A 26,186-nucleotide genomic window follows, 5' to 3' on the forward strand; every position below is an offset into this window, starting at 1 on the left:
TCTTTCGCAATTCATCATTACCGCTCAGTATTTTCGTCATGACCCTGAGCGTGAAACAAGGCGATGTAACAAATGCCTAGGGGTCGAGTGACCGTCCGGGAGGTGGCGGCGGCGACCGGGGTGTCGATCGCGACCGTCTCCCGGGTGCTCAACCAGCAGGGCAGCGTGGCGCCGGAGACTCGGGAGCTGGTCGAGCGGGCCGTCTCGGAGCTGGGGCTGCGAGCGCCGAGTCCGCGCGGAGGTACGGCGAAACCCGTCGACGGGGCCGTCTACGTGCGGTGCCCGTACGTGCTGACCGACTACTTCGGGCTGATCGTTTCGTCGATCGCGGAGACGCTCGACCGGCATGGGCGGCAGGTGATCCTGAACGCGGGTGAGGCCGCTGCGCAGGAGCCGGTCTTGTCGCGGTTGCCCGCTCAGCGCGGGGTCGGTGGGGCGATCCTGATCCTGCCGCCGGAGCCGGCCGAGGAGGTCGTGCGGTTGCGGGCGCGGCGGCTCCCGTTCGTGGTGGTCGATCCGCGGACGACGTTGCCGCGGGACGTCGCGTCGGTCTCGGCGGCGCATCACTCCGGGGCGCGGCAGGTCACCGCGCACCTCACGTCACTCGGTCACACCCGCATCGGAGTGATCGCGGGACCACGCGAGTGGCTCGCGGCGGACGCCCGGCTGAGCGGCCATTCAGCAGCCCTCGCCGAGGCCGGCATCCTGCCCGACTCCGCTCTGACCCGTCACGTGGAGCCGACAGTCGAGCAAGGTCGCCGCGCTGCCGCCGAGCTCCTGTCCCTCACTCCACGCCCCACCGCTCTGGTCGCCTTCAACGACAAGACAGCCCTAGGCGCCCTCCACGCCGCCGCCGACCGCGACCTCTCCGTCCCCCACGACCTGTCGATCACCGGCTTCGACGACATAGACCTGAGCCGAGCCACCACCCCCCAACTCACCACCGTCCGCCAACCCCTCCAGGAAATGGGCCGCATGGCCGTCAGCTTGTTGACCCGCCTCCTGGACCGCCACCAACTGGAAGCCCTCCACATAGAACTAGCCACCGACCTGGTCATCCGAGGCACCACCGGCCGCGCTCCCTGAGCGGACCCCGGCGAACGGGATGCGGATGCGGACCGCCAGGCCATCACAACCACCACCTGCATCCCGGCGCCAGCGCGCCACCGGCCGACGTGAGTCGATTGTGATGGCCTGGCGGTCCGGCCCTCCACGACGGGCAGGTTGTCCGAGGAGCCCTGCGTCTTCAGCTACGACGAAGGCAACAGTTCACGGGCCATCCCCTCGGGACAGCGGGCGTTCAAGGGACATCCCTCGGGAAAGCGGATGTTCAGGGGATACCCCTTGGGAAAGCGGGAGTTCACGGCATCTCCCTCGCAGGAGGTGGGCCGGGGGCGCTCGCTCGGCCGGCGACGCCTGGCTGGCGTTTACCTAACACCTCCCACCCGCGCGCAGCGCGGGTGGGAGGTGCTTGGGGAGGGGTGAGATGTGGTTTGGGGGAAGCCTCAGAGCTTTCGGAGGGCTTCTAGCGCCGCGAGGGCGTGGTCGACCAGTTCTTCGTCGGTGGTGGGGCGGTCCTTTTCGGGGAGGCCGGACCACTCGATGGCCAGGTCCTCGACGTACGCGAACCAGGCGTGGACCGTCATGCGTTCGGGGGACGCCGGCTGGGTTGCGACGTCGGGGGAGCCGATCAGGTTGAGGACGCGGGTGGCGAGTCCGGCGCGGGTGTCGGCGTACACCTTGACCACGTAGTCGTCACCGCCGGCCGCGCCGCGGACGAAGGAGATGTAGGCCGCGCGCCGCCGGGTGATGAACGCGACGAAGGACAGCAGCATCTGCCGGAGCTGCTCCGGCGGCGGCAACGACTCGTCCGGCTTGGTGACGCGGAGGAGCCGGCGACCGGCGGCCTCGATGACCGCGACGTAGTAGTCCCGCTTGCTCGGGAAGTAGTGGAACAGCAGTCCGCGCGAGATCCCGGCCTGGCCCGCGACCGCGTCGATCGACAGTTCGTGGATCGGCTGGGTCCGCAGCATCATCAGGCCGATCCGGACCAGTTGCTTGCGGCGATCTTCCGCAGTCCAGCGCTGACTCACGCTATTGAGCATTGCTTAGACGCTGCGCTACGGTCAAGGCAACTGAGGGGAGTCTGATGGAGTTCGAACATTCCGCCCGTGCGAACGACCTCATCGCCCGGGTCGGCGAGTTCATCAGGACCGAGATCGAGCCGGTCGAGGCCGAGCTCCACGCCGCCTCCCGAGCTGCCGACTCCCGAGCCGCCGGCGATCCGTGGCAGCCGCAGCCCGTCGTCAAGGAACTGCAGGCAAAGGCCCGCAAACAAGGCCTCTGGAACCTCTTCCTCCCACTCCCCGAACCAGGCAACGAGCAGTACGGCGACGGCCTGTCCAACGTGGACTACGCCCCGATCGCCGAGCTCACCGGCCGGTCGTTCCTGGCGCCGTACGTCTTCAACTGCAACGCACCCGACACCGGCAACATGGAGGTCCTGCTCCGCTACGGCACCCCCGAGCAGAAGAAGCAGTGGCTCGAGCCGTTGCTCGACGGCGTGATCCGGTCCGCGTTCTGCATGACCGAGCCGGGCGTCGCCTCCTCCGACGCGACCAACATGGCCGCGACCGCGATTCTCGACGGCGACGACGTAGTGATCAACGGCCGCAAGTGGTGGAGCACCGGCGTCGGCCACCCGGACTGCGAGCTCCTCATCTTCATGGGCCGCACCGACCCCGAAGCGGAGCGGTACGCGCGCCACACCATGGTGCTCGTCCCGCGTGACACCCCCGGCGTGAAGGTCGAGCGCCTGCTCCCCGCAATGCATCAGTACGACGAACCACACGGCCACGGCGAGGTGTCGTTCACCGACGTCCGGGTGCCGGCGAGCAACATCCTGGTCGGGCTCGGTCGTGCCTTCGAGATCGCGCAGGGCCGACTCGGTCCGGGACGCGTGCACCACTGCATGCGGCTGATCGGGCTGGCCGAGAAGTCACTCGAGCTCGCCCTGCAGCGTGGCACCAGCCGGACCGCGTTCGGCAAGCCGCTGGTGAACCTCGGCGGCAACCGGGAGCGGATCGCGGACGCCCGGATCGCGATCAACCAAGCCCGGTTGCTCGTGCTGCAGACGGCGTACCTGCTGGACACCAAGGGACTCGCGGGGGCGCTGAGCGAGGTGAGCCAGATCAAGGTCGCGGTGCCGCGGATGGCACAGGACGTGATCGACATGGCGATCCAGTTGCACGGCGGCGGTGGACTGTCCGACGACTTCCCGCTCGCGGCGGCGTGGACGAGTGCGCGGGCGCTGCGGCTGGCGGACGGGCCGGACGAGGTGCATCGCAACGTGGTGGCCAAGCTCGAGCTGGCTCCGTACCTGACGCAGTACCAGGAGGCCAAGTGAGCCGTGTCCTCGTCACCGGTGGCGCCAGCGGCCTGGGGGCCGCGCTGGTCGCCCGGTTCATTGCCGAAGGCCACCAGGTGCTCAGCACCGATATGTCGGTGGACGGTCCGGACGACGGGGCGTCGTACCTGAAGCTCGACGTGCGTGTCCCGGAGGACTGGGCCAAGGCGGTCGAGTGGTGCGAGCAGAACTGGGGCGGGCTCGACATCCTGGTCAACAACGCCGGGATCGCGACCGGCGGCCGGATCGACGTCGAGTCGCTGGACGAGTGGGACCGGGTCGTCGACATCAACCTGATGGGTGTGGTCCGCGGCTGCCGCGCGTTCACGCCGATGTTCAAGCGGCAGCGGTCCGGCCACATCGTCAACACCGCGTCCGCGGCCGGCCTCGTGCACCCGCCGATGATGAGCTCGTACAACACGGTCAAGGCCGGGGTCGTCGCGCTCTCCGAGACGCTGTCGCACGAGCTTCATCCGTACGACGTCAGCGTGTCGGTGGTCTGCCCGTCGTTCTTCCGCACCAACCTGGGCGACTCGATCCAGGGCCAGGACACCGCGATGGGCGCGACCGCGCGGCAGCTGATCGAGAAGTCACCGCGCTCGGCCGACGACATCGCGGCCGGGGTGGTCGCCGGGATCAAGAAGAAGCAGTTCCTGATCATCCCGGACCGGCCGGCGCTGATGGCGTGGCGGACCAAGCGGTTCGCCCGGCCGCTGTACGACCGGCAGATGCGCAAGCTCGCCGCCCGGGCCCGTGAGCGTGCCGAGTCCGGTAATGGGTGATGGCGCCCGCGCGGTTCGCGCCGAGGACGCCTTCGACGTACCCGTGGTGGACGGTTGGCTCCGGCAACGGACCGAGCTGCCGCCCGGGTTGCCGGAGGTCAGGCAGTTCTCCGGCGGCGCCTCCAACCTGACCTATCTCCTGCAGTACGACGGCCACGATCTGATCCTGCGCCGGCCGCCGGCCGGGACTAAGGCGAAGAGCGCCCACGACATGGGCCGCGAGTTCCGGATCCAGGCCGGCCTGAAGCCGGTGTTCCCGTACGTGCCCGAGATGGTTGCCCACTGCACCGACACCGGCCTGATCGGCTCTGAGTTCTACGTGATGGAGCGGATCGCCGGCACCATCCCGCGCCGGCAGGAGCTCGGCGTCGACCTCACCCCGGAGCAGACCCGGCAGCTCTGCTTCACGGTCTTCGACACCCTCGTCGACCTGCACCAGGTCGACCCCGACCAGGCCGGGCTCACCGACCTCGGCCGCGGCGAGGGGTACGTCGAACGCCAGGTCACCGGCTGGACCGAGCGCTATCGCAAGGCGAAGACGTGGAACGTGCCGAGCTACGAGCGGGTGATGGCGTGGCTGGCGGCGAACCAGCCGAACGACGTCGGGACCTGCGTCATCCACAACGACTTCCGGCTCGACAACGTCGTACTTGCGCCGGACGATCCGCTGCAGGTGGTCGGCGTACTCGACTGGGAGCTGGCGACGCTCGGGGATCCGCTGATGGATCTCGGCAGCGCGCTCGCGTACTGGGTGCAGGCCGACGACGACTGGGCCTTCCGGTGGTTCCGGTTGCAGCCGTCCGACGTGCCTGGGATGCCGACGCGGGACGAGATCGTGCAGTACTACACGGACAAGTCTGGGCTGAAGCCGGAGAACTGGGCGTTCTACGAGGTGTTCGGCCTGTTCCGGCTGGCGGTGATCGCGCAGCAGATCTACTACCGCTACCACCACAAGCAGACCCGGAACCCGCGGTTCAAGGGCCTGTGGGTCCCGGTCAACCTGCTCGAGCGGCGCTGTCGCCGGATCATGAGGGGCTGAATGCCGACCATCTACCTGATCCGGCACGCGCAGGCGTCGTTCGGCAAGAGTGACTACGACCGGCTCTCTCCGAGCGGCGAGCAGCAGGCGGCCGTGCTGGGCAAGGCGCTGGTCGCTCGGGGCGTGCAGCCGGAGCTCGTGGTGTCGGGTTCGATGCGCCGGCACGCGCAGACGGCGACGCTGGCCGGGTTCACACCGGAGGTCGACAAGGGTTACGACGAGTTCGACCACGAGGAGATCATCGTGGCGCACAAACCGGCCTACCGGCGGCGTGCGGTGATGTTGGCCGACCTCGCCCGGACCGGTCATCCCGGTCGTGCCTTCCAGGAGATGTTCACGGCGGCGACCGAGCGCTGGACGCTGGGCGGCGACGGTTACACCGAGAGCTTCACCGCTTTCTGCGACCGGTCCGAGGCAGCGGTACGGCGTACCGCGGAGCGACTCGGGAAGGGTGAGACGGCGGTGGTGTTCACGTCCGGCGGTCCGATCGCGGCCGTGGTGAGCCGGCTGCTGTCCGGCGGCGACGGCGTGTGGTCCAAGCTGAACGCGATCACAATCAACACGGCGATCACCAAGATCGTGTCCGGCCGCAGCGGGCTCACCGTGGTCAGCTACAACGAGCACGGACACCTCGACGGCAGCGAGTTGCTCTCCTACAGATAGGACAGTGATGCGACGCAACATCCTGATCACCGGCGCGAGCTCCGGCCTGGGGGAGGAGATGGCCCGGCAGTTCGCGGCGAAGGGGCACAATCTGGTGCTGACCGCGCGGCGGGCGGAACGGCTGGAGGCATTGCGCGCCGAGCTGACTGAGCGGTACCCGGGGCTGACGGTGGTTGTCCACAGGCTCGACGTGAACGACCACAACCAGGTGTTCGAGGTGTTCCGCAAGGCCGACGCCGAGCTGACCCTCGACCGGGTCGTGGTGAACGCAGGCCTCGGCAAGGGCGCGCCGCTCGGGACCGGCCGGTTCGACGCGAACTTGCAGACCGCGATGACGAACTTCGTCGGCGCGCTGGCCCAGGCCGAGGCCGCGCTGGAGCTGTTTCGGGCCCGGAACGCCGGACACCTCGTCTTCATCTCGTCCATCTCCGCGCTGCGCGGGCTGCCGAAGACGGTGACGACGTACGCCGCGACCAAGGCCGGGCTGGCGTCGATGGCCGAAGGGCTGCGGCTGGAGTTGCTGAACAAGCCGATCAAGGTCAGCACGATCTTCCCCGGGTACATCCGGTCCGAGATGAACGACCGGGTCGCGAACACGCCGTTGATCGTCGACACCGTGCCCGGCGTCCGGGCTATCGTCGCCGCGATCGAGGCCGAGAAGGAGAAGGCGTACGTACCGCCGTGGCCGTGGATACCGCTGGCGCGGGTGATGAAGCACGCGCCGCTGCCGTTGCTGAAGAGGATGATCTGATGCGCTGGGGCCTGACCCTTCCGCTGACCGGGGTGCCGCTGCGCGACCACCGGGCGTTGATCGCCGAGCTGGCGTCGCTGGGTTACACGGATCTGTGGTCGGCCGAGGTGGCCGGCGCGGACGCGTTCACTCCGTTGGTGCTCGCGTCCGAGTGGGACGATCGCCTGCGGTTGGGGACGGCCGTCGTACCGGTGCACACGCGGGGGCCGGCTGCGCTGGCGATGAGTGCGGCGGCGCTGGCGGATCTCGCGCCGGGGCGGTTCGTGCTCGGGATCGGTGCGTCGTCGGAGACGATCGTGACCGGGTGGAACGGGATCGCGTACGACCCGCCGCTGGCCCGGACCCGGGACGTGCTGCGGTTCCTGCGGCAGGCGTTCGCCGGGGAGAAGGTCGACGGGGAGTTCGATAGCTTCACCATCAACCGGTTCCGGCTGGAGAAGGCGCCGGACGTGCCGCCGTCGATCATGCTCGCCGCGCTGCGGCCGCAGATGCTTCGGCTCGCCGCCCGCGAGGCCGACGGCGCGATCACGAACTGGCTCTCGGCGGACGACGTACGGCGGGTGCGCGCCGAGCTCGGTCCGGACAAGGAACTCGCGGCCCGGATCTTCGTCTGCGTCACCGAGGACGCGGAGATGGCGCGCAACATCGGCCGCTTCCTGATCGCGACCTACCTGACCGTCCCCGGGTACGCCGCCTTCCACGACTGGCTCGGCCGCGGCGCCGCGATGAAGGAGATGCGCGAAGCCTGGACCGCCGGCGACCGCAACGCCGCGATGGCCGCCGTACCCGTGGAAGTCCTCGACGACCTCATCGTCCACGGCTCAGCCGCAGAATGCCGCGCCCACATCAACCGCTACCTCGCCAACGGCCTCGACACCCCCATCATCGCCACCCTCCCCACCGGCACCAACCTCCTAAAAACCGCCCAAGCCCTTGCTCCCACCTGAGCCGGTGCGGGAGGAACACAAAGGACACCGCTCCGCGGCGGACCAACGGGTCAGACACCCGATCGGGGTTCCCTCCTCACCCGGCACCGGGGGCACTCGAGCGCGCGGGGCGATTGCACCCGTTGCGCTGGCTGAAGGTTGGTGGCAGCGTGTCCGCGGTGTACGCTGTGTACACGCGGCTGGTGGAGGGAGAAGGGCTTGAACTCGCAGGTTGAGTACCGCAGTGCGCGGGAGGCGCGGGAGCACTTCAAGGACATCCTCGATGCCGCCGACGACGGTCGCCCGGCGACGGTCACTCGGGACGCGCGGCGCGTTGCAGCTGTGGATGCGGATCGGCTGGTTCACTTCCTCATCCGAGTTCGTCCCGCCGGCGCGCAGCTGGTTGCGGAGAATGACGGCTGGTCGATCTTCATCCCAGGGCTTCCGGTCGCCGCGGACGGGCCGACCCTCGACGAGGCTGCGGACGAGATGGTCGAGGCCCTCCGCGACTACGCCGAAGAGTGGGCCGACCACCTGCGCCTGGCGCCCAACCACGCCGACAACTGGGGTCTCGTGCAGATCGTCGCGCTCTCGTCGGACGACCAGCTCCGCGACTGGCTGCTTGCCTGACAAACGGCATGAGCGAACAACGGCGTCCAGCCACCCGGACGGATCACCAGGACTTCTGCGTTACCGAAGGCTGGGTCGAACGCAAACGGGCGACCGGCAAGCGCGGAACCCACCATGTCAACTACGAGTTCGCGTTGCCTGACGGCCGAGTCCTGTACACGAGGATCAGCCACCCGGTCGATCGCACCGACTACGGCCCGTCCATCTGGTCGCATATCCTCCGTGACCAGCTCGCAGTGACAGCCGACGAGTTCTGGGACTGCGTGGAGCACAAGGTGCTCCCGGACCGGCAAGGACCCCAAGCTCCCGCCGAGACAATCCCGGCTGGCGTCGTCAGAGCCCTCATCGCCGAGGCACACATACCGGAAGCCGAGGTCCGGGCCATGACAAAGGCAGCGGCCGTCCAACGCCTCGCCGAGTTCTACACCACCGGCCGCTGACAATTTTGAGGGCGCCGCTTCGCGGCGGCTGACCTCGGGCCGTCTTCGGCGGCGGGCGAACCTTGCTGCCGTAGATCGTGGTCTGTGCGAGTGGATCGGGCGCATGGCTCGACCGGTGCCTCGGCACCGCGGGAGTCGATAAATGGCGAAAGACCCACGGCGTCAGTCGCAAGCATGGGCCCTTCGTAGCCGCTGCGCCGCCCGAAGGGCGGGCTTGGTGTCTCCACGGAGAGACATTGATCAGGGGGATGGATGAACTGGGGAGTTGGCCGCTCCCCGAAGCGTGGGTTGGTCCCAGTCGGGTTGGTTCAGGCGACCAGGAGGATCTCCCGAACCCGTTCCTGACCGTTGGCGTCAGTCTCGACGATCGCAAGTTTGTTGCCCTTGTCAACCTCGTCCTCGACGAACTTGAGAACGGTGATCGCACGCCGGATGGTCTCAGTCAGCGAGAGACCTCTGCGATTCGCGAGCCATCGCAGGGTCTCCATGGCATCCGCGGCCAGATTGACGGACAGCCGCACGATCGACGAATTGCCAGTGTCAGTTTTCTCCTCGGTCTTGGTCATGAAGGTCGACCTCTCAGCGAGTGGTGCCGGCGCATGGCCGGAGGTCACGCTTCCTTGACGCGGAAGGGACCCGGTGGCGGACGATCCCCACCCCACCGCCCGCATGACTGCGGGTCACGCTTCCTGGAAGCACGCTGATCTCTCCTTTCTGGCTCGTTACTTAACGGGTCAAGCTGGTGACACGTGGTCACACTCCGTTGCCGTCTGACCACGATTCACCACACTACAACATCCTTAGTGCAAGATGTGTGCATGTAACACACCTGTTATCGGACAACGTACACACAATTTACGCCAGCCGTGCGGAGAATGTGTGTCGAACGTATGGCATGCTGTCCCTCACCGAATCGGTCTACCCCGGAAATGGGGTGTCCCTTGCACCGATAGGAAGGAGTAAGTGGTCCGATGGACACAGAAGAGTCCGACTCGTCGCGGCCTCGTGACGGGTGTGGCTCGACTCAGGACAGTGAGAGCGGGGAGATCACCCTCACCGACGCGCAGCGAGCCGCGTTGCTGAGAGACCTCGTCAGACTGACGCGCGGCGAACTGGTGCCGCCGGCCCAACTCGACCCGTCGCGCCTCACCGGCGTGGAGGAGGAGCGTGAGAACGAGGAGCCCCGGCCGATCGCCGGGAACCCCGTGCTCGTCAAGGGCCCCTGGCTGAAGTTGCAACTCAAGCGCGAGGAGATCCGCGGCAGGCTGTCCATCGTGATGGTCAGCTTGGTCGGCATGGTCCTGTTGGGGACGATCATCGCGTCGTTTCGGCTGCCAGCGTCGGAGAATGTCGAGGAGCTGAAAAATCTCAGCGCTGTCCTCATCCCGGTCACGGTGGGTGCCTTGGCTGGTTACTACTTCAACAGGAAGTAGAGGCGGTCCTGTGCGGGGCCGTTCCCTCGCGCCAGGGCCCAACACACACAGGGGAAGGGCCCGCCAGTGATAGTGGCGGGCCCTCTTGTGCTGCATCGTCCCCGCGGGGGAGACGTTACGGTCGGTCCAGGATGCTGATGCGGACGTCTCAGTTGCTGGAACGCGAACGCCACGCCCGTGGCGATGGCAGCGATGCGGGAGCGGCGCGCATGGTCAGCTCAGGCGGTGGTCTTCGAGCCAGGTTTTGGCGCGGCGGTTGGAGGCTCGGCAGAGCCAGGCGTCCTGGATGACTTCGGTGAGCTCTTGTTTAGTGAGCTTGCCCAGTTGGCTGGCGCGGACCAGGACCGACGGGTGGCCGTTGAAGTGCGGCGTGGTGAAGAACGGGTTGGAGTCGTCGGAGACCAGGGCGAGCTTCTCCTCCTCGGACTCGACCCAGATCACGATCACGTCGTCGTACCGCTCACCGGTGTCCGGGTCGACCGCGTCCGGACGGGGATTGCGGAAGAACACGAACGATTTCCCACCGACCTGGTACACCGGCCGCTCGGTCTTCTCCTTCTGCCAAACCGTGACGTGCGGCATCCCGAGCGCCACCTCGTGCACATCCGCCACCCGCGCTCGTCTCGGAGCCATACCGCCGAGTCTAGAGTCGCGAGGCGACCCCTCCGTGACACCCCGTCAGCCGAGGGACCTCCGCGCGACGGACATGATCACCGTGGCCCAGAAGGCGCACCCATCACCGTGGCCGGTGCCCGCCGCCGCCCAGGGATGCACGCCGTCTTGCAAGTAGTACGGAAGGCGACCCGGGCTCGAAGCGAACCACCAGGACCACGGGATGATCTGGCCTCTCGGAAGGTTCTCCCGTAGTTGGTTGTTCACCCACATCGAGTTGCGCTGGTCCGCGAGTTGAACGGCTGCGCTGTACCGGGTGCGGGAGACCTGGACATCCGACCACAACAAGGTGATGCCGGAAGGCAGCCCAGCCTTCAGACGCGCGACCTGGGCACCTACTGGGCGTGGATCGAAGATGTCGTTCGAACCTGACTGGACCACCAGAACCCGTGGAAGCCGCGGCTGGGACAGGAGCCAGTCGACGGTTGGTCTGGTCGGTCGGCCAGACCAGTAGTTCGTCGCGAGGGATTTACCCTGTTGCGCCACCTGCGTCGCCAACGAATTGCGACAGCGCGTGAGGATTGAATCGCCGATGATTCCGACGTCGGCGGTTGCCCAGTTGCCGGTGATGCCGTGGCTCATTGCCGGCCAGTTACCCAGTGTTCCGGAGCCGAAGTCGGCCTGTGCTGGTACTGCTGTTCCGATGAGTAGCGCGACTGCCGCGGCTGCAGCTCCGATGATGCGTGAGTGCTTCATTGCTCCCCCTAGGCGGGCTGCCCCCGGCCCGCGACCTCTCCCCCACCCGACGCGCGACTCCCCCGACGGAGACGCTGATCCGCACTAATGCGAGCGTCCCACCGTCATGCGGATTACGACAATCCCCTCAAAGGCCGCGGGAATTAATCATTTGTTCCAGGACCTGTAGGGAATTGGGCGGCCAGTGACGCCGCGCCCAGCCTAGGTCAAGCGATTGCTGTGCTACCGCAAAACTCGCACAACCATCAGCGGCATTTATGTATCAAGCTAGGTGTAGGGGAGAGAACCAAACCTCGGCGAGCTGACCGCCTCCGCGGATTCCGCGCGGTGTCGCCGATGGTACGGCGCACCTTGCATTCCCGGGGGATTGCGCAGACCGGTCAGGAGACCGCCGCCGGTGCCCGGCGACGGTGGGGGAGAGGTACAACTTCATGCGATTCACGAGCGCGGCCGGGGTGGCCGTTGGAATCGCCGTGCTGGTGCTGGGGGCGGGAACGGCAGCAGGTCAAGATCGAACGCCGGCGGACAATCCCGGCATTCTGATCGTGCCCGGTCCGGAGGATCCGGGGGAGGCTCAGTTCGTGCCCGGTGCGAGCAACGTCGTGCCGGCGACCGCGGCGCCGGCGACAGACATCGGAACGAACCAGGTCCAGTCGTTGGCGGCGCCGTTCTACGCATGTCCCGGCTTCAGTGGGATCCAGACGACGAACCCGTTGGCGAACCTGTACGCGGACAAGTTCCAATGGGGACCGTACGCGGCCTACAAGGTTGGCAATGGCGGCGGCAACATCAACTGGGCGTTGAACCCGTACAAGAACGCGAGCTGGTACATGTGGTTCCACTCGTTGCGGTGGCTGGGTCAGGGGATCGTTGCCGCGGGCAAGGGTGATCTGACTGCGCTGACACGGGTGAACACCATCGCCTACGACTGGCATCGCGACAACCCGTATTCGTGGAAGGCGAACGTCGGTGCCTGGGAGTCCACGATGCACCGCACGAACGTGTTGATCTGTCTGCGACAGGCGATCCTGTCCGGCCTGCAGGTAACCACGTTGCCGACCCGGTACACCTGGGTGGACGCAGCCCTGCTCAGTCACGCGCGGTTCCTGACGAACTACTGGAGTGGTGCCTGGAACCATGGCACCGACGAGAGCATCGCGCTGTTCGGGGTAGGGGTCACGCTGAGCAGGGCCGATTACAAGAACCTTGCCGTCAAGCGTTTGGCAGCTGGGATCACCACATCGATCGACGCGCAGGGGTCGACCAACGAGCAGTCGACGGGCTATGCCGCGTTCAACTATTCGTTGTGGGGCCGGGCGATCGCGGTGCTGCAGAACGGTGGGGTCAGCCCGGGTACGACGATGTCGACTCGGCGGGCGTTGCTGGCGAAGTGGTTGGCGTTGGCAACGAACTCGCTCGGCAGGCTACCGCAGATCGGCGACACCGAGCTACGGTCGACGTACCCGTGGGCAGGGACGCCGATGGAGTACGCCGGGTCGCTGGGCACCAAGGGCACAATGCCGCTGTGGCGGGTCGGGATCTACTCGGCCGGCTACGTCTTCGGCCGGACCGGCTGGGGTACCGAGCCCGGCCGGGGGTTCAAGGGTGAATCGGCATACAGCATCCGGTTCGGGCCGGCGCGGGCGTTCCATGGACACTTCGACCACACGAGCATCACGTACACGGCGCGCGGCCGGGACATCGTGATCGAGGGCGGGTACGCGGCGTACAACGCCGGTGTGTATCGCACGTGGACCGTGAGTCAGAGTGCGCACAGTGTGATGACGACGCCGATGTCGACGTACCTGAACCCGGCGACTCGCCTGACAGCCGCGGCGGTGAAGGCGAACGCGGAGTCGTACACGTTCGCCGACGTCCCGGGCAGCGGAATCAGTCGGGTCCGGTCGGTGCTGGTGTTGAAGAACCCCGACCTGCTGGTCGTGTGGGACCGGGCGTCGGCCACGACAGCGCAGGCGTTCCAGACGCTTTGGCACCTGCCGTCGGACCAGCGGGCCACCGTGTACTCCCGAACGACCGCGGTGGCAATGGCGACGGGTGACTCCACCAAGACGATCCTGTTCCAGGTCCCGTTCAAGCAGGCGCTCCCGGCAGGTGCGACTCTGGTCAAGCAGGCCCAGACCAACCCGATCCAGGGCTGGACGTACCCCAGCAGCTTCGTCCGCAAGTCCGCACCGACCGTGATGATGGCGCGCGGCGGCAAGACCGCATCGATCCTGTCGTTCGTCGTGCCCATCCGCTCGACCGGCGCGGTCACCTACACCACCCGGCAATCGGGTACGACGTTCATCGTCAACCTCAACGTCGGAGGCGTACGTGCCTCCATCGCCATCTCCGGCGGCGGATCTCTCTACCGCGCCGGATAGGCGGGATCGCACCGCGGCGGCTAGGCCGGGATGCGGATCGTGAAGGTTGAGCCGGAGCCGACGCGGCTGGTTACGGTGATGCGGCCGTCGTGTGCTTCGGCCAGGTGCTTGGTGATGGCCAGGCCGAGTCCGCTGCCACCCGTCGTACGGCTGCGGGACTGTTCTGCGCGGTAGAAGCGATCGAAGAGGTGTGGGAGGTGTTCGTCGGCGATGCCGGTCCCGCTGTCGGTGACGGTGAGGTGATAGCCGTCGTCCACCCGCCGTACGCCGACGACGACATGACCGCCGGACGGGGTGAAGCGGATCGCGTTCGAGACCAGGTTGCCCAGTGCCTGGCGGATCCGGGCGCTGTCGACGGACGCCGGCGCCGATCCCGGTACATCGGCCGTCAGCGAGATGCCGGCCGACTCCGCAGCAGGCCGGTGCGCCGACACCACTTGCTGCGCCAACTCGGTCAGGTCGCGCGGGGCCTTGTGCAACCGCAGCATCCCGGCGTCGGCGAGCGCCAGGTCCTGCAGGTCGGCCACCAGGTGCTCGAGCAGCCCGGTCTCCTCGAGCAGCGACGTGACCAACTCACTGTCCAGCGGTACGACGCCATCCTCCGACGCGACCAGATACCCCTTGATGTTGGCCAGCGGAGTCCGCAGCTCATGCGCGACGTCGCTCACCATCGCCTTGCGCTGGAAGTCGTGCCGCTGGATCGACTCAGCCATCGCGTTGAACGCGTGCCCGAGCCGGGCCACCTCGTCCTTGCCGGTCACCGGTACGCGGGCTGCGTGGTCGCCGTTCCGCATCCGCTGCGCTGCCCCGGTCAGCGCCACGATCGGCCGAACCAGCCGGCGCCCGGCGAAGAGCATCACCAGCGCCGCGATCAGCAGCACCCCGAGCGCGGTCGCGGCTGTCCGCAGCAGCCCCTCGCCGGAGAACACGTTGAACGTGCTCTTCGCACCCAGGTAGAGCTTGGCCGACGGAGCGACGTACGGCGCCAGCGCCTGAGAGCGCGCCTCGGTCGTGCACGTGGCGAACTGATCCGAGAAGGCAGTCTTGTCCTTCGGCTCGACCGCCCGGAGGCCGTCGAACTCGGTGACCGAGTAGTCCAGCCCGGCCGCGTCGAGGCAATCGGTGGCGCGCCGCACCTCGTCGTCGTTGACCAGCTTGGCCTTCGCGCTCGGAGCGTTCACGCCCGGTGGGAGGCACTTGTCGTCGGGCGCGCCCGGCTTGGTGACCTGCATCAGGTTCGTGCCGTTGACCGTCTGGCCGGACTCGACCATCACGACCGGCATGTTGGCGCCGCCGGCGCTGGACACGGTGGCGTACCGACCCTGCGCCGCGTAGCACTCGGTGGCCTGCTGGGCCAGGCGAGTGCGCTCGGCAAGCTCCTCGTCGGTCAGTCCCCAGCCGGGATAGGCCGGGTACAGCCCGGGCAGCGCGGCGGCGCTCACCATCGTGTCGGCCTTGCCCGCCGCGGTCTTGCGCGCGCTGTAGACGCTCACGGCTCCGGCGAGCTTGGCGTTGCCCTGGGTGCGTACGTCGACGGTTGCTGCCGGCACCGACGGGAGCTCCGGACCCGCACCGAGCATCCGGGCCGAGTCCGCGATCATAGTGCCGTCCGGCTTCGTCAGCGCGATCCGGCGGCCGAGCTCGTCGGACAGCTCGTGCACCAGCTTGTCCACGCCGGACCAGGTCGGGTGGTCGGAGGCGTACCGCGACAGCCGTTCGTAGATCTGGCCGTCCACCTGCAGTTGGCCGTTGTTCGCGTCGATCTCACCCTGCAACTGCTCCGACGTGCTGTACGTCGCGATCACGGCGGTCGCGATCACCGCGCCGAGCGCCACCGCGAGGGACAGCCCGAGAAACCGGACGAGCACGCTACGACGCATCGGGGACCACCCCTGTGGTTGCGTCGGCCAGCTTGTAGCCCACGCCGTACACCGTCTTCAGGTACGCCGGCGGGCCCGGAGACGGCTCGATCTTCTTCCGGAGGTTCATCACGTGGACGTCGATGGTCCGGTCGAAGACGTAGTGGTCGAAGCCGAACGCGTGCTCGAGCAGCTGCTGCCGGGAGAAGGCCCGCCCCGGTGAGGCCGCGAGGCAGGCCAGGATCTTGAACTCGGCCGGGGTCAGCTCGACCAGGCGGTCGGCCAGCCGGACCTCGTGCCGGATCGGGTCGATCTCCAGCTCGCCGACCCGGTACACCTCACCCTCGGCCCGGCTCCGGGTCCGCCGCAGTACGGTCCGGACCCGGGCGACCAGCTCGCGCGGGTTGTACGGCTTGGTCAGGTAGTCGTCCGCGCCCAGGTCGAGGCCGAGCAGCAGGTCGTCCTCGGTGGAACGGGCGGTCAGCATGATGATCGGCACCCCGTCAGCGCCGTCGGCCCGGAGCACCCGGCAGACGTCCAGGCCGTCCACCTTCGGCATCATCACGTCGAGCACGAGCAGGTCGGGGCTGCGCCGGCGGGCCTCGTCGATCGCGGCCCGCCCGTCGTGCACGACGACGGTGAGATGCCCCTCCCGCTCGAGGTACCGCCGGATCAGCTCCGCCTGCTTCAGGTCGTCTTCGGCGACGAGAATCCGCGCTGGCATGTTCCTCAATGTGACCGACGTTCATAAGAAACCTATGAAGATCGGCTGAGAGCATCGGGTGCAAACGGCTCCTTCACAGGTTCTTCATGCCCCCGCAGGCACGCTCCACAGCCATGAGAACCTCACGAAAAGCACTCGCGGTCGTCGCCGTGCTGGCGCTGGCCGGCTGTGGAAACTCCACTGACCCGGGCGCGGCGACCGGTGATCAGAAAACTGACAAGAGCCCGCTCGCGGAGTACATGGGTGAGGGTTTCGTCAGCTCGGGCAGCGGCGGGATGCGGATGGCGGTCCGGGCCGGCGGCGGCGCCGGGTCGAGCGAGGAGGAGCTCGCCAAGCAGCGCAAGGTCGAGGACGCGACCGCGGCCTGCATGAAGGCGGCCGGGTTCGAGTACGTCCCGGTGCCGCCGGAGTCGCAGCCGAAGGGCAAGTTCAACGACGCGTTCAACCTGCCGCCGGACAAGTTCGCCGAGCAGTACGGCTACGGCATCAGCACCATCGACTGGTCCAAGGCCGGGGCCGACGACGACAGCAACCCGAACACGAAGATCCGCAACGCGCTCTCGGAGAAGGCCAAAAAGGCGTACGACACCGCGCTGAACGGCCCGAACTCGACCGGCAACGGCAGCGTCGTGATCGCGCCGAAGGAGGGCGAGGGACCGAAGAACAGCAGCCAGCTGAACCTGGGCTGCCGCGGCAAGGCCGCCGAGGAGGTCTACGGCAAGGGCCAGGACCGGGAGGCCGAGTTCAAGAAGTACGAGAGCCTGTTCAAAGACCTCCAGGCGCTCGCGAAGCGGATCGAGGACGACCAGCGGGTGGTCGACGCCACCACCGCCTGGGCCGACTGCCTCGCCGAGTCCGGCCAGGCCGGCTACAAGAAGATCGACGAGCCGCGGACGAAGGTCAGCCAGAAGCTCGACGAGCTGTCCGGCAACAACCCGGCCGGCAACAACAACCCCGGCAAGACCGTGATCGGCGCGCCGTCGCTGGACAAGGTGGACGCGGCCAAGCTGGCCGAGCTGCGCAAGTTCGAGATCGACCTCGCGGTGGCCGACCAGAAGTGCCGGGCCAAGGTGTACGACGAGCCGTACAAGACGGTGCAGTACGAGAAGGAGAAGGAGTTCGTCGAGCAGCACAAGGCCGAGCTCGAGGCGTACCGCGACGGAATGGCGAACCGGTGACCGCTTCGCCCAGGTCCCGCCGGCGGGTGCTGGTCGGGGTGTCCGCGGTGGCGGCGGTCTCGCTCGGAGTGGGCGTGGCCGCCGGCAGCCGGATCACCTCGCCGGAGGACGCGGCCGCCAAGACCGCCGCGCCGAAGGCGTCCCAGATCACCGTGCCGGTGGAGAAGAAGGCGCTCTCCAGCAAGGTCGTCGGCCGCGGCGACGCCTCGTTCGACGGCGCCGTGAACATCCGGGTCGAGACGAGCGGTCTGACCACGCCGGCGATCGTGACCGGCAAGGTGCCGGCGGTCGGCTCGACCCTCACCGAGGGCAAGGCGCTGCTGGAGATCACCGGCCGCCCGGTGATCGGCCTGGCCGGCGTGCTCCCGATGTACCGGACCCTGTCGCCGGGCAGCAAGGGACCGGACGTGCTCCAGCTCGAGCAGACGCTGGACCGGCTCGGCCTCGACCCTGGCGACGTCGACGACGAGTACGACACCGACACCTCGGCAGCCGTCGAGCGGCTCTACGAGGACGCCGGGTACGACGCCCCCGAGCCGGAGCAGCAGTTGAGCCAGGCCGTCGACGCGGCGGAGAAGAACGTCGACGCGATGAAGAACGCGCTCCGGCAGGCGAAGGCCGCACTGAAGCAGGCTCAGCAGGCCAAGGCCAAGGACACCTCGGTGCAGCAGGGCGCGGTCGACGACGCCGAGGAGAACCTGGCCGACGCGCAGGAGGCGCTGAACGAGGCCGAGTTCAAGGCCGGCACACCGCTGCCGGTGTCCGAGATCGTCTACGTGAAGACGCTGCCGCGCCGGGTCGACGACGTGAAGGTCGAGCGCGGCGGCACGGTCAACGGCGTGGTCATGTCGGCCAGCGGCGCCGCCCTGGTGGTCACGGTCAAGGTCGACGCGCAGACCGCGGAACGCCTGAAGGCCGGGATGGCCGCGACCCTCGACCTCGGCGAGGGTACGGCGGTCGCCGGCAAGGTCCGCCGGGTCACGAAGAACGGCGACCAGTACGACGTCGTGGTCGCCCCGAACACGCTGACCGCGAAGCAACTCGCGCTGTTCCGCGACGCGAACGTCCGGGTCACGGTCCCGGTCAAGAGCACGGCCGGCAAGGTCCTCGCCGTACCGGTGGCTGCGCTGTCGTCCGGTCCGGACGGTGGGTCGCGGGTCGAGGTGCTGCGGGACGGCAAGGTCGAGCTGATCCCGGTCACGGTCGGGCTGTCCGCCGACGGGTATGCACAGGTCACGCCGGGCGGCGACTCCAAGCTGGCCGAGGGCGACCAGGTGGTGGTCGGACGATGAGCGCGACTGCGGTTGCCTTGCCGGCGCCGGTCGTCGAGATGATCGGCGTACGGCGGTTCTTCCCCGGACCGCCCGAGGTCCGGGCGATCCGTGAGGTCGACCTGACGATCGGGCAAGGGGAGTACCTGTCGATCGTCGGTCCGTCCGGGTCGGGGAAGTCGACGCTGCTGCACCTGCTCGGACTGCTCGACAACCCGACCGGTGGGGTCTACCGCCTGGACGGGGTGGACACGATGAGCCTGCGAGAGCGGCGTCGCGCCGTACTGCGGGGTGAGCGGATCGGGTTCGTATTCCAGTCGTTCCACCTGCTCGACCACCGGACCGTGCTGGAGAACGTAGCGCTGTCGATGGTGTACGTCGGGGTGCCCCGGCGCGAGCGGATGGCGCGGGCGCGGGTGGCGCTCGAGCGGGTCGGGCTCGCGCACCGGATGGACTTCGCCCCCACCACGCTGTCCGGCGGCGAGCGGCAGCGGGTCGCGATCGCGCGGGCGCTGGTCGCGGAGCCGAGCCTGCTGCTTGCGGACGAGCCGACCGGCAACCTGGACAGCGCCAATGCGGAGGCGATCCTCGAAGTGTTCGACGAGTTGCACCACGAGGGGATGACGCTGGCCGTCATCACCCACGACACCCACGTCAGCAGCCGGGCCCAGCGCCAGGTCCGCATCGTCGACGGAACCCTCCAGTGGTAACCCAAGCAGGCCCCCCGGATCCCGCCGGCGGGCCGTCCACTTCACCAGGTGTCCCCCCTGGCGCTCCACCCCGCCGCCGGCTGCGTCCGCGGCTCGCGCTCGCCTTGCTCGTTCGCCGTGCCGCGAGCCCGCGCAGCAGGCGGCGCGCCGGGCCGGGCCGGATGCCTGGCCTCCGCCGCCCCGCCCCCGCAGTGCGGGATCTCCTGGACGAGGCGCTGGCTGGTGTGGCTGCCCGGCCGACCCGGCTGATCCTCACGACGCTCGGCACGGTGCTTGGCATCGCAGCCCTCGTCGGCACGGTCGGCTTGGGGCAAACGGCTTCGGGGCAGATCACCCAGCGGTTCGATCTGGCGGCGGCTACGCGGGTTGTCGTGCAGCCTGAGGAGAAGGGCGGGCAGGAAGGCGAGGCGGCGACCCAGCTTCCGTGGGACGCCCCCGACCGGGTCCAGCGGCTGAACGGCGTCGACGCCGCCGGCACCGTGAGCACGCTGGACGTCGGCGACGACCTGGTCCGCAGCGTCGCGGGTCTCGACGGCCAGAAGGACGGGCACGCGCTGAAGGTGATGGCGGGCTCGGCCGGGCTGTTCGACGCGGTGCGCGCGGTGCTGCGGACCGGCCGGTTCTTCGACGCCGGGCACGACCAGCGCGGTGACAAGGTGGTTGTCCTCGGCAAGAACGCGGCCGAGCGGCTCGGCATCAACCGGGTCGACTCCCAGCCGGCGGTGTTCATCGGCGACGAGCCCTACACGGTGGTCGGCATCCTCGACTCGGTCAGCGGCCGGGCCGAGCTCAACGACGCCGTGATCATGCCGAACGGCGCCGCCCGGACGGCGTACGACCTCGAGTCACCGGACGCGCTCGAGATCCGGACCCAGGTCGGCGCCGCTCAACTGATCGCCGGCCAGGCCCCGGTCGCGATCCAGCCGAACGACCCGAGCACCCTGAACGTCGACGCTCCGCCGAAGCAGGGCGCCGTACGCAAGGGAGTCGAGTCCGACCTGAACGCGCTGTTCCTGCTGCTCGGCGCAGTCGCGCTCCTGGTCGGCGGCCTCGGCATCGCGAACGTCACGCTGCTGTCCGTCCTCGAACGCATCTCCGAGATCGGCCTGCGCCGGGCGTTGGGCGCGGCCCGAAGACACGTCGCGATCCAGTTCCTCGTGGAGAGCGTGATCGTCGGCTTCCTCGGCGGGTTGCTCGGTACGGCGGTCGGCGTACTGCTCACTGTGGGAGTGTCGTGGGCGCGGGACTGGACCCCGATCCTGGACAACCGGCTGGCGTTCGGGTCACCCCTGCTGGGTGCGTTCATCGGCCTGGTCGCCGGCACCTACCCCGCGTGGAAGGCCTCCGCCATCCAGCCCATCACCGCGCTCCGCGGCACCTGAGTCGTCCCGGCTGAGCCGCGCGTACAGGAAGGCGGTCACGAGGAACCCGACCACGATGAAGGCGAGCACGGCGTACGACTTCCCGTCGTCGGGCAGGATCAGCGCGCCGAGCGCGGCCGCGGAGACCTGCCCGACGTTGAAGATCATGTCGTAGAGCGAGAACACCCGGCCGCGGTAGACGTCGTCGACACCCGTCTGGACGAGGGTGTCGACGCTGATCTTCACGCCCTGCGCGCAGAACCCCGTGAGGAAGCCGGCCGAGATCAGCGCGGGCTGCGTGTAGAGCCCGCCCGGTATCGCGGTCACCACCGCAGCGGCGACGAACAGCAGCGTGATCCACTGCCGCAGCGTCATCACCCGGGTCGCCCAGGGCGTGACCAGCGCGGCGAGGAACAGCCCGGCGCCGACCGCGGCGGTCGCGACGGCGAGGGCGCCGAACGCCTCGTCAAGCCGGTCGGCGCCGTAGAAGTAGTTCCGGTACAGCAGGATCATCGCGACCGTGGTGAGGCCGAAGAAGAACCGCAGCGAGCCGATCGCGGCCAGGCCGAGGGCGGCCTGCTTGCGTTCCTTCAGGTGCCGGGCGCCGTCGACGAGACCCTTGGCGATCGTCCGGATCGCCTCGGCCACGCCGGGCTCGTCACCGTTCAGGTCAGGGCCGAGCTGGTTGCGCTGCAGCCGGAGCGCGAGCAGGGCAGCCGCGGTGTAGATCAGCACGGTGAGCCCGAGTACGGCGAGATCGGAGTCGACCACGAGCTTCACGCCGGCCCCGACACCGCCGCCGATCAGGAAGGACGCCGTACCCGAGGTCGGGGTGACCGCGTTCGCCATCACCAGCTCGTCCCGGGCGACCACGTGCGGCAGGCCGGCGGACAGCCCGGACAGCAGGAACCGGTTGACCCCGAGGGTCAGCAGTACGGCGACGTAGAACGGCACCCCCGCGTTGCCGATCGCGACGAGCGCGCCGACGCCGATCACGAGCGCGGCCCGGGTCAGGTTCGCCCCGAACAGGATCTGCCGCCGCGACCACCGGTCCAGCAGCACGCCGGTGAACGGGCCGAGGATCGAGTACGGCAGCAGCGCCACCGCGAACAGCCCGGCGATCGCCGCCGCGTCCGGCGCCCGCTCCGGCGAGAACAGCACGTACGACGCGAGCGCGACCTGGAACACGCCGTCGCCGAACTGCGACGTCAACCGGACCGCGAACAACCGCCGGAAATCCCCGCGCTTCAGCAGCGTCGCCAGATCCCGGATGAACCGCACGCCCGCAGCCTAGGTCAGGCGTCCGACGGGCGGTGCAACCGGTCGGCGGCGGTGTCGCCGCGTTCGGTCACCGTCGTACGCCGCCGTCTGCCGCCCCGCGACCACGCTCATGCGCCACCCCTTGTCAGATACTCGGCAGGACGAATCTCATGGCCATCACCTTATGGTGGGGCGATGGACCGGAGCTCCTTTCCGCACTTCCTGGGGATCACGTTGCGGTGGAAGGACAACGACGTCTACGGGCACGTGAACAACGTGGAGTACTACAGCTTCTTCGACACCGTGATCAACGACTTCCTGATCCGGGCCGGCGGGCTCGACATCCACCGCGGCGCGGTGATCGGGCTGTGCGTGGACTCGCAGTGCACGTTCAAGGAGTCGCTGGAGTTCCCGGGCACGGTCGACGCCGGCCTGCGGGTCGGCCGGCTGGGGACCTCGAGCGTCCGCTACGACATCGGCCTGTTCCGTGCGGGCTCGGACCAGCCCGCCGCGACCGGCCGGTTCGTGCACGTGTTCGTCGGCCGGGAGGACCGCCGCCCGGTTCCGGTCCCGGACCCCATCCGCCAGGCACTCGAAGGGATCACCGGATGATCGTGCGCGGCGCCGTACTGCGGGAGATGGGTCAGCCCAGCCCGTACGCCGATTCACGTCCGCTGCAGGTGGAAGAGGTCGAGTTGGCGCCGCCGGGACCGGGGGAGCTGCTGGTCCGGATCCGCGCGGCCGGGCTGTGTCACTCGGACCTGTCGGTGATCGACGGCTCGCGGCCTCGGGTGATGCCGATGCTGCTCGGCCATGAGGCCACCGGCGAGGTCGTGGTCTCGGAGGCGTCCGGGTTCGCGGCCGGTGACACGGTGGCGTTCGCCTTCGTGCCGGCGTGCGGCGAGTGCGCGCCCTGCGCCGAGGGCCGGGCCGCGCTGTGCGAGCCGGGCGCCGCCGCCAACACGGCCGGCACTCTGCTGAACGGCGTACGACGGCTGGACGGGGTGCATCACCACCTTGGGGTGTCCGGGTTCGCGGACCACGCGGTGGTGTCGGCGAGATCGGCGGTGCGGATCGACCCGTCGCTGCCGCCGGAGATCGCGGCACTCTTCGGCTGTGCGGTGATGACCGGCGTCGGCGCGGTGGTGAACACCGCCCAGGTTCGGGCCGGCCGGAGCGCAGCCGTCTTCGGTCTCGGCGGGGTCGGGTTGTCGGCGCTGCTCGGCGCGGTCTTGGTCGGTGCGCATCCGGTTGTCGCGGTGGACGTCGTACCCGAGAAGCTGGAGCTGGCCAGGTCGCTCGGCGCCACTCACACGGTCGATGCCCGCGACAACGACGCGGTGGACCAGGTGCGGGAGGCAACGTTCGGGGGAGCCGACTACGCCTTCGAGACGGTCGGGAGCGCGAAGGTGCTCGAGCAGGCGTACGGCGCCACCCGCCGCGGCGGCACCACCGTGACAGTCGGATTGCCGCACCCGTCGCAGTCCTTCAGCGTGCCGGCGGTCAGCCTGGTCGCCGAGGAGCGCACGGTGAAGGGCTCGTACCTGGGCTCGTCCGTCCCCAGCCGCGACATCCCGCGCTACATCGCGCTCTACCAGGCCGGCCGGCTCCCGGTCGACCGGCTGCTTACCTCCACCGTCGAGCTCGACGGCCTCAACGAGGCGTTCGACCGGCTCGCGGCCGGTACGTCGATCCGTCAGGTGCTGCTGCTCCGGTAGTTCTCCGCGACCGTGACCCCGGTCGCCGCCTCGCGGGCCCGCGCTTCAGGCGTGAACTCGGCGCCGAAGTCGTCCTCGGTGGCGACCTGCCGGATCTCCAGCCCGTCGGAGTTGCCGTCGTCGGCGGCCAGGCAGCGCCAGCCCCACTCGAGCGCTTCCTCGCGGGAGGCGACCTCGATCAGGCAGAAGCCTGCGATCAGCTCCTTGGTCTCCGCGAACGGCCCGTCGACGACCCGCTGCTTGCCGCCGCTGAGCTGCATCCGGACGCCCCGCGAGCTGGGCAGCAGGCCCTCGCCGGCGAGCAGGACCCCCTTCTCGGCCATCTCGGCCATCACCAGACCCATCTCGGTCAGGCTCTTCTCGCTGGGGTTCTCCCAAGCCTCGGACCCCTCACTGGCCCGGAACATCATCATGAACCGCATCGGAATCTCCCCTCGTCCCTTCGGGCTCATCATGGCGCAGCGACGGGTCGGCGGTCTGCGCGGCAGACGAAGGTTAATTCCGCGGAGAGCTATAGCCACCCGGACATCCGTCGGGCAGGCTACGCACAGTGCGGAACCGCCCACCGCACGTGAGGCATGTCACAAGTGAGGCGTAGGAGTCCCTGAGGAGGACCCCCTAATGCACACCCGTTTCCGCCGCACCGGCGCCCTGGTCGGCGCCGGAGCCGTCGTCTTCGGCGCGCTGGCCGTAGTCGCCGGCAACCAGGCCGACGCCCAGCAGCCGGTCCCCACCCCGATCGACCAGCTTCTCGGTCAGGAGCTGCAGGGCAAGGTCGCGCTCGGCAAGGTCCAGTCCCGGCTCGCCGAGCTGTCCGAACGCAACGGCATCCCGGCCCCGAAGCTCCAGCAGATCCTGGCCACCGACAAGACCGCCTGGCTGGACCAGGAGGGCACGCTGTTCTACCGCGAGCCCGTCGCCGGCACCCAGAAGGCGTCGGCAGCGTCCCCGCGCTGGGCCACCAAGGCGGTCGCCGCCGCGACCGGTCCGGCGTTCGAGTTGCACAGCAAGCCGGGCTCGAACCGCGTCATCTACCTGGACTTCACCGGCCACACCATCACCGGTACGGCGTGGAACACCAACGGCAAGCCTTCCACCGTCAACGTCACGCCGTACGACACGAACGGCAGCACGAGCACGTGGAGCACGGCCGAGCAGGACGTGGTACGCGATGTCTGGGCCCGCGTCGCCGAGGACTACGCGCCGTTCGACGTGGACGTCACCACGCAGGAGCCGGCCGCGTCGGCGATCACCCGGTCCGGCGGCTCCGACCAGCAGTACGGCACCCGGGTCCTGATCGACCCGACCACCTGGTACCAGTCCGGCTGTGGTTGCGGCGGTGTCGCTTATGTCGGTGTGTACGACAACAGCAGCAACCACTCGTACTACCAGCCCGCTCTGGTCTTCACCAGGGGCGTCGGCACCGGCGCGAAGAACATCGCCGAGGCGGCGTCGCACGAGGCCGGCCACAACATCGGCCTGAGCCACGACGGCACTTCGTCCGTCGGGTACTACCAGGGTCACGGCGCGTGGGCTCCCATCATGGGCGTCGGCTACTCCAAGGCGATCAGCCAGTGGAGCAAGGGCGAGTACTCCGGCGCCAACAACAAGGAAGACGACTTCGCGGTGGCCGCCCAGAACGGCCTGGCGCTGCGGGCCGACGACCACGGCAACGGCACGAGTGACGCCACCGCGCTGACCCTCGGCACCAGCGTGAGCGGTGTGTACGCCAACGACTCGGACGTCGACACGTTCCGGATCGACCTGTCCGCCGGCACCTTCACCTTCGCGGCGAACGCGGCCGCCTCCGGCGCCGACCTGGACATCAAGCTGCAACTGCTGAACTCCGCCGGGACCGTCCTGGCCACCGCAGACCCGGCTGCGGGCCAGACCAACGCGTCGACCCCGACCGGCTTGAGCGCGAGCCTCAGCCGGCAGGTCACCGCCGGGCGGTACTACCTCCGGATCGAGAACACCGGCTACGGCAACCCGCTGAACACCGGCTACTCGACGTACGGCAGCCGCGGCGGCTACACGGTCCGCGTCAACTGACACACCTGAATTGCCCGGGGCCGTCGTTCCCACCGAGATCGACGACCCCGGGTCCTGGTGGGGGAATCCTGTGAGGAGATTCCGTTGCACAGCACCTCCCGCCGTAAGGGTGCGCCCGCCGTCGCCGGCGCCGAGGTTGCCGCCAGCAACGGACCGCCACGGCCGGTGCACCGGCTACTCCACCTACGGCAGCCGTGGGGCCTACAGCCTCACCGTCGCGCCGTCCTGATC

At 68.7% G+C, this 26,186-nt stretch carries 26 protein-coding genes; 18 read left to right on the forward strand and 8 right to left on the reverse strand.

Going from position 1 to position 26,186, the window contains the following annotated elements; all coding sequences use genetic code 11:
• The first annotated feature begins 72 nt into the window (after positions 1-72).
• On the forward strand, positions 73-1,086 hold the full coding sequence (locus ACIBGM_RS08505; protein WP_396384925.1) for a LacI family DNA-binding transcriptional regulator: 1,014 nt from the start codon (positions 73-75) through the stop codon (positions 1,084-1,086).
• 419 nt (positions 1,087-1,505) lie between these two features.
• Here ACIBGM_RS08505 and ACIBGM_RS08510 read toward each other — a convergent pair whose 3' ends face one another.
• Positions 1,506-2,093: a TetR/AcrR family transcriptional regulator gene (locus ACIBGM_RS08510; protein WP_360513801.1), complete on the reverse strand. Its 588-nt coding sequence runs from the start codon at positions 2,091-2,093 to the stop codon at positions 1,506-1,508.
• 56 nt (positions 2,094-2,149) lie between these two features.
• On the opposite strand from ACIBGM_RS08510, the gene ACIBGM_RS08515 reads away from it, so the two are divergent.
• From ACIBGM_RS08515 to ACIBGM_RS08550, 8 genes are all read left to right on the forward strand, one after another.
• On the forward strand, positions 2,150-3,406 hold the full coding sequence (locus ACIBGM_RS08515) for an acyl-CoA dehydrogenase family protein (protein WP_360513804.1): 1,257 nt from the start codon (positions 2,150-2,152) through the stop codon (positions 3,404-3,406).
• Positions 3,403-4,188: an SDR family NAD(P)-dependent oxidoreductase gene (locus tag ACIBGM_RS08520; RefSeq protein ID WP_360513807.1), complete on the forward strand. Its 786-nt coding sequence runs from the start codon at positions 3,403-3,405 to the stop codon at positions 4,186-4,188. The genes ACIBGM_RS08515 and ACIBGM_RS08520 overlap by 4 nt, the downstream gene beginning before the upstream one ends.
• Entirely contained in the window at positions 4,181-5,227 is a 1,047-nt protein-coding gene (locus tag ACIBGM_RS08525) for a phosphotransferase family protein (protein ID WP_360513810.1), read from the forward strand. The genes ACIBGM_RS08520 and ACIBGM_RS08525 overlap by 8 nt, the downstream gene beginning before the upstream one ends.
• The gene (locus tag ACIBGM_RS08530) at positions 5,228-5,890 is read left to right on the forward strand and encodes a histidine phosphatase family protein (protein ID WP_360513813.1); all 663 of its coding nucleotides are present in this window, start codon (positions 5,228-5,230) and stop codon (positions 5,888-5,890) included.
• 7 nt (positions 5,891-5,897) lie between these two features.
• Entirely contained in the window at positions 5,898-6,641 is a 744-nt protein-coding gene (locus ACIBGM_RS08535) for an SDR family oxidoreductase (RefSeq protein WP_360513816.1), read from the forward strand.
• A complete protein-coding gene (locus ACIBGM_RS08540; RefSeq protein WP_396384926.1) occupies positions 6,641-7,588 on the forward strand; it encodes an LLM class F420-dependent oxidoreductase in 948 nt (315 codons plus the stop codon). The genes ACIBGM_RS08535 and ACIBGM_RS08540 overlap by 1 nt, the downstream gene beginning before the upstream one ends.
• A 198-nt stretch (positions 7,589-7,786) precedes the next feature.
• Positions 7,787-8,197: a type II toxin-antitoxin system prevent-host-death family antitoxin gene (locus ACIBGM_RS08545; protein WP_396384927.1), complete on the forward strand. Its 411-nt coding sequence runs from the start codon at positions 7,787-7,789 to the stop codon at positions 8,195-8,197.
• 8 nt (positions 8,198-8,205) lie between these two features.
• Complete coding sequence (locus ACIBGM_RS08550; RefSeq protein ID WP_396384928.1) at positions 8,206-8,637, forward strand: hypothetical protein; 432 nt, start codon at positions 8,206-8,208, stop codon at positions 8,635-8,637.
• Positions 8,638-8,945: 308 nt separating this feature from the next.
• On the opposite strand, the gene ACIBGM_RS08555 is transcribed toward ACIBGM_RS08550, so the two are convergent.
• Positions 8,946-9,203: a ribbon-helix-helix protein, CopG family gene (locus ACIBGM_RS08555; RefSeq protein ID WP_396384929.1), complete on the reverse strand. Its 258-nt coding sequence runs from the start codon at positions 9,201-9,203 to the stop codon at positions 8,946-8,948.
• Positions 9,204-9,713: 510 nt separating this feature from the next.
• Here ACIBGM_RS08555 and ACIBGM_RS08560 point away from each other — a divergent pair.
• Positions 9,714-10,070, forward strand: coding sequence for a hypothetical protein (locus ACIBGM_RS08560; RefSeq protein ID WP_396384930.1), 357 nt, complete (start codon positions 9,714-9,716; stop codon positions 10,068-10,070).
• Between the two features lie 213 nt (positions 10,071-10,283).
• Here ACIBGM_RS08560 and ACIBGM_RS08565 read toward each other — a convergent pair whose 3' ends face one another.
• Complete coding sequence (locus ACIBGM_RS08565; protein ID WP_396384931.1) at positions 10,284-10,703, reverse strand: MmcQ/YjbR family DNA-binding protein; 420 nt, start codon at positions 10,701-10,703, stop codon at positions 10,284-10,286.
• A 45-nt stretch (positions 10,704-10,748) separates the two neighbouring features.
• Positions 10,749-11,438 (reverse strand): SGNH/GDSL hydrolase family protein, encoded by a 690-nt coding sequence (locus ACIBGM_RS08570; protein ID WP_396384932.1) that lies wholly within the window; start codon positions 11,436-11,438, stop codon positions 10,749-10,751.
• 431 nt (positions 11,439-11,869) lie between these two features.
• On the opposite strand from ACIBGM_RS08570, the gene ACIBGM_RS08575 reads away from it, so the two are divergent.
• Positions 11,870-13,822: a heparinase II/III family protein gene (locus ACIBGM_RS08575; RefSeq protein WP_396384933.1), complete on the forward strand. Its 1,953-nt coding sequence runs from the start codon at positions 11,870-11,872 to the stop codon at positions 13,820-13,822.
• A 20-nt stretch (positions 13,823-13,842) separates the two neighbouring features.
• On the opposite strand, the gene ACIBGM_RS08580 is transcribed toward ACIBGM_RS08575, so the two are convergent.
• Together ACIBGM_RS08580 and ACIBGM_RS08585 are read right to left on the reverse strand one after the other, a co-directional pair.
• Positions 13,843-15,702: a sensor histidine kinase gene (locus ACIBGM_RS08580; RefSeq protein ID WP_396384934.1), complete on the reverse strand. Its 1,860-nt coding sequence runs from the start codon at positions 15,700-15,702 to the stop codon at positions 13,843-13,845.
• Positions 15,692-16,405 (reverse strand): response regulator transcription factor, encoded by a 714-nt coding sequence (locus ACIBGM_RS08585; protein WP_360513831.1) that lies wholly within the window; start codon positions 16,403-16,405, stop codon positions 15,692-15,694. The genes ACIBGM_RS08580 and ACIBGM_RS08585 overlap by 11 nt, the downstream gene beginning before the upstream one ends.
• 113 nt (positions 16,406-16,518) lie before the next feature.
• On the opposite strand from ACIBGM_RS08585, the gene ACIBGM_RS08590 reads away from it, so the two are divergent.
• The 4 genes from ACIBGM_RS08590 to ACIBGM_RS08605 all read left to right on the forward strand — a co-directional run bounded on the left by ACIBGM_RS08590 (position 16,519) and on the right by ACIBGM_RS08605 (position 20,946).
• Positions 16,519-17,583, forward strand: a complete 1,065-nt coding sequence (locus ACIBGM_RS08590) for a hypothetical protein (protein WP_360513834.1) — start codon at positions 16,519-16,521, stop codon at positions 17,581-17,583.
• Positions 17,580-18,875 (forward strand): peptidoglycan-binding protein, encoded by a 1,296-nt coding sequence (locus tag ACIBGM_RS08595; protein WP_360513837.1) that lies wholly within the window; start codon positions 17,580-17,582, stop codon positions 18,873-18,875. The genes ACIBGM_RS08590 and ACIBGM_RS08595 overlap by 4 nt, the downstream gene beginning before the upstream one ends.
• The gene (locus ACIBGM_RS08600) at positions 18,872-19,564 is read left to right on the forward strand and encodes an ABC transporter ATP-binding protein (protein ID WP_360513840.1); all 693 of its coding nucleotides are present in this window, start codon (positions 18,872-18,874) and stop codon (positions 19,562-19,564) included. Before ACIBGM_RS08595 ends, ACIBGM_RS08600 begins: the two co-directional genes overlap by 4 nt.
• Before the next feature lie 191 nt (positions 19,565-19,755).
• Positions 19,756-20,946, forward strand: coding sequence for an ABC transporter permease (locus tag ACIBGM_RS08605; protein ID WP_396384935.1), 1,191 nt, complete (start codon positions 19,756-19,758; stop codon positions 20,944-20,946).
• On the opposite strand, the gene ACIBGM_RS08610 is transcribed toward ACIBGM_RS08605, so the two are convergent.
• Positions 20,848-22,206, reverse strand: coding sequence for an MFS transporter (locus ACIBGM_RS08610; RefSeq protein ID WP_396384936.1), 1,359 nt, complete (start codon positions 22,204-22,206; stop codon positions 20,848-20,850). The genes ACIBGM_RS08605 and ACIBGM_RS08610 overlap by 99 nt on opposite strands.
• Positions 22,207-22,380: 174 nt before the next feature.
• Between ACIBGM_RS08610 and ACIBGM_RS08615 the strand changes: the two genes are divergently transcribed.
• Positions 22,381-22,797 carry an acyl-CoA thioesterase gene (locus tag ACIBGM_RS08615; RefSeq protein ID WP_396384937.1) on the forward strand — a complete coding sequence of 139 codons (417 nt, stop codon included), beginning with the start codon at positions 22,381-22,383 and terminating at the stop codon, positions 22,795-22,797.
• Positions 22,794-23,903 (forward strand): zinc-dependent alcohol dehydrogenase family protein, encoded by a 1,110-nt coding sequence (locus ACIBGM_RS08620; protein WP_396384938.1) that lies wholly within the window; start codon positions 22,794-22,796, stop codon positions 23,901-23,903. The genes ACIBGM_RS08615 and ACIBGM_RS08620 overlap by 4 nt, the downstream gene beginning before the upstream one ends.
• Here ACIBGM_RS08620 and ACIBGM_RS08625 read toward each other — a convergent pair.
• A complete protein-coding gene (locus ACIBGM_RS08625) occupies positions 23,882-24,325 on the reverse strand; it encodes a YciI family protein (protein ID WP_396384939.1) in 444 nt (147 codons plus the stop codon). The genes ACIBGM_RS08620 and ACIBGM_RS08625 overlap by 22 nt on opposite strands.
• A gap of 199 nt (positions 24,326-24,524) precedes the next feature.
• Between ACIBGM_RS08625 and ACIBGM_RS08630 the strand changes: the two genes are divergently transcribed.
• On the forward strand, positions 24,525-25,955 hold the full coding sequence (locus ACIBGM_RS08630) for a M12 family metallo-peptidase (RefSeq protein WP_396384940.1): 1,431 nt from the start codon (positions 24,525-24,527) through the stop codon (positions 25,953-25,955).
• The last annotated feature ends 231 nt before the right edge of the window (positions 25,956-26,186 follow it).

Source organism: Kribbella sp. NPDC050470 (assembly GCF_044458365.1).
Taxonomy (GTDB): domain Bacteria; phylum Actinomycetota; class Actinomycetes; order Propionibacteriales; family Kribbellaceae; genus Kribbella.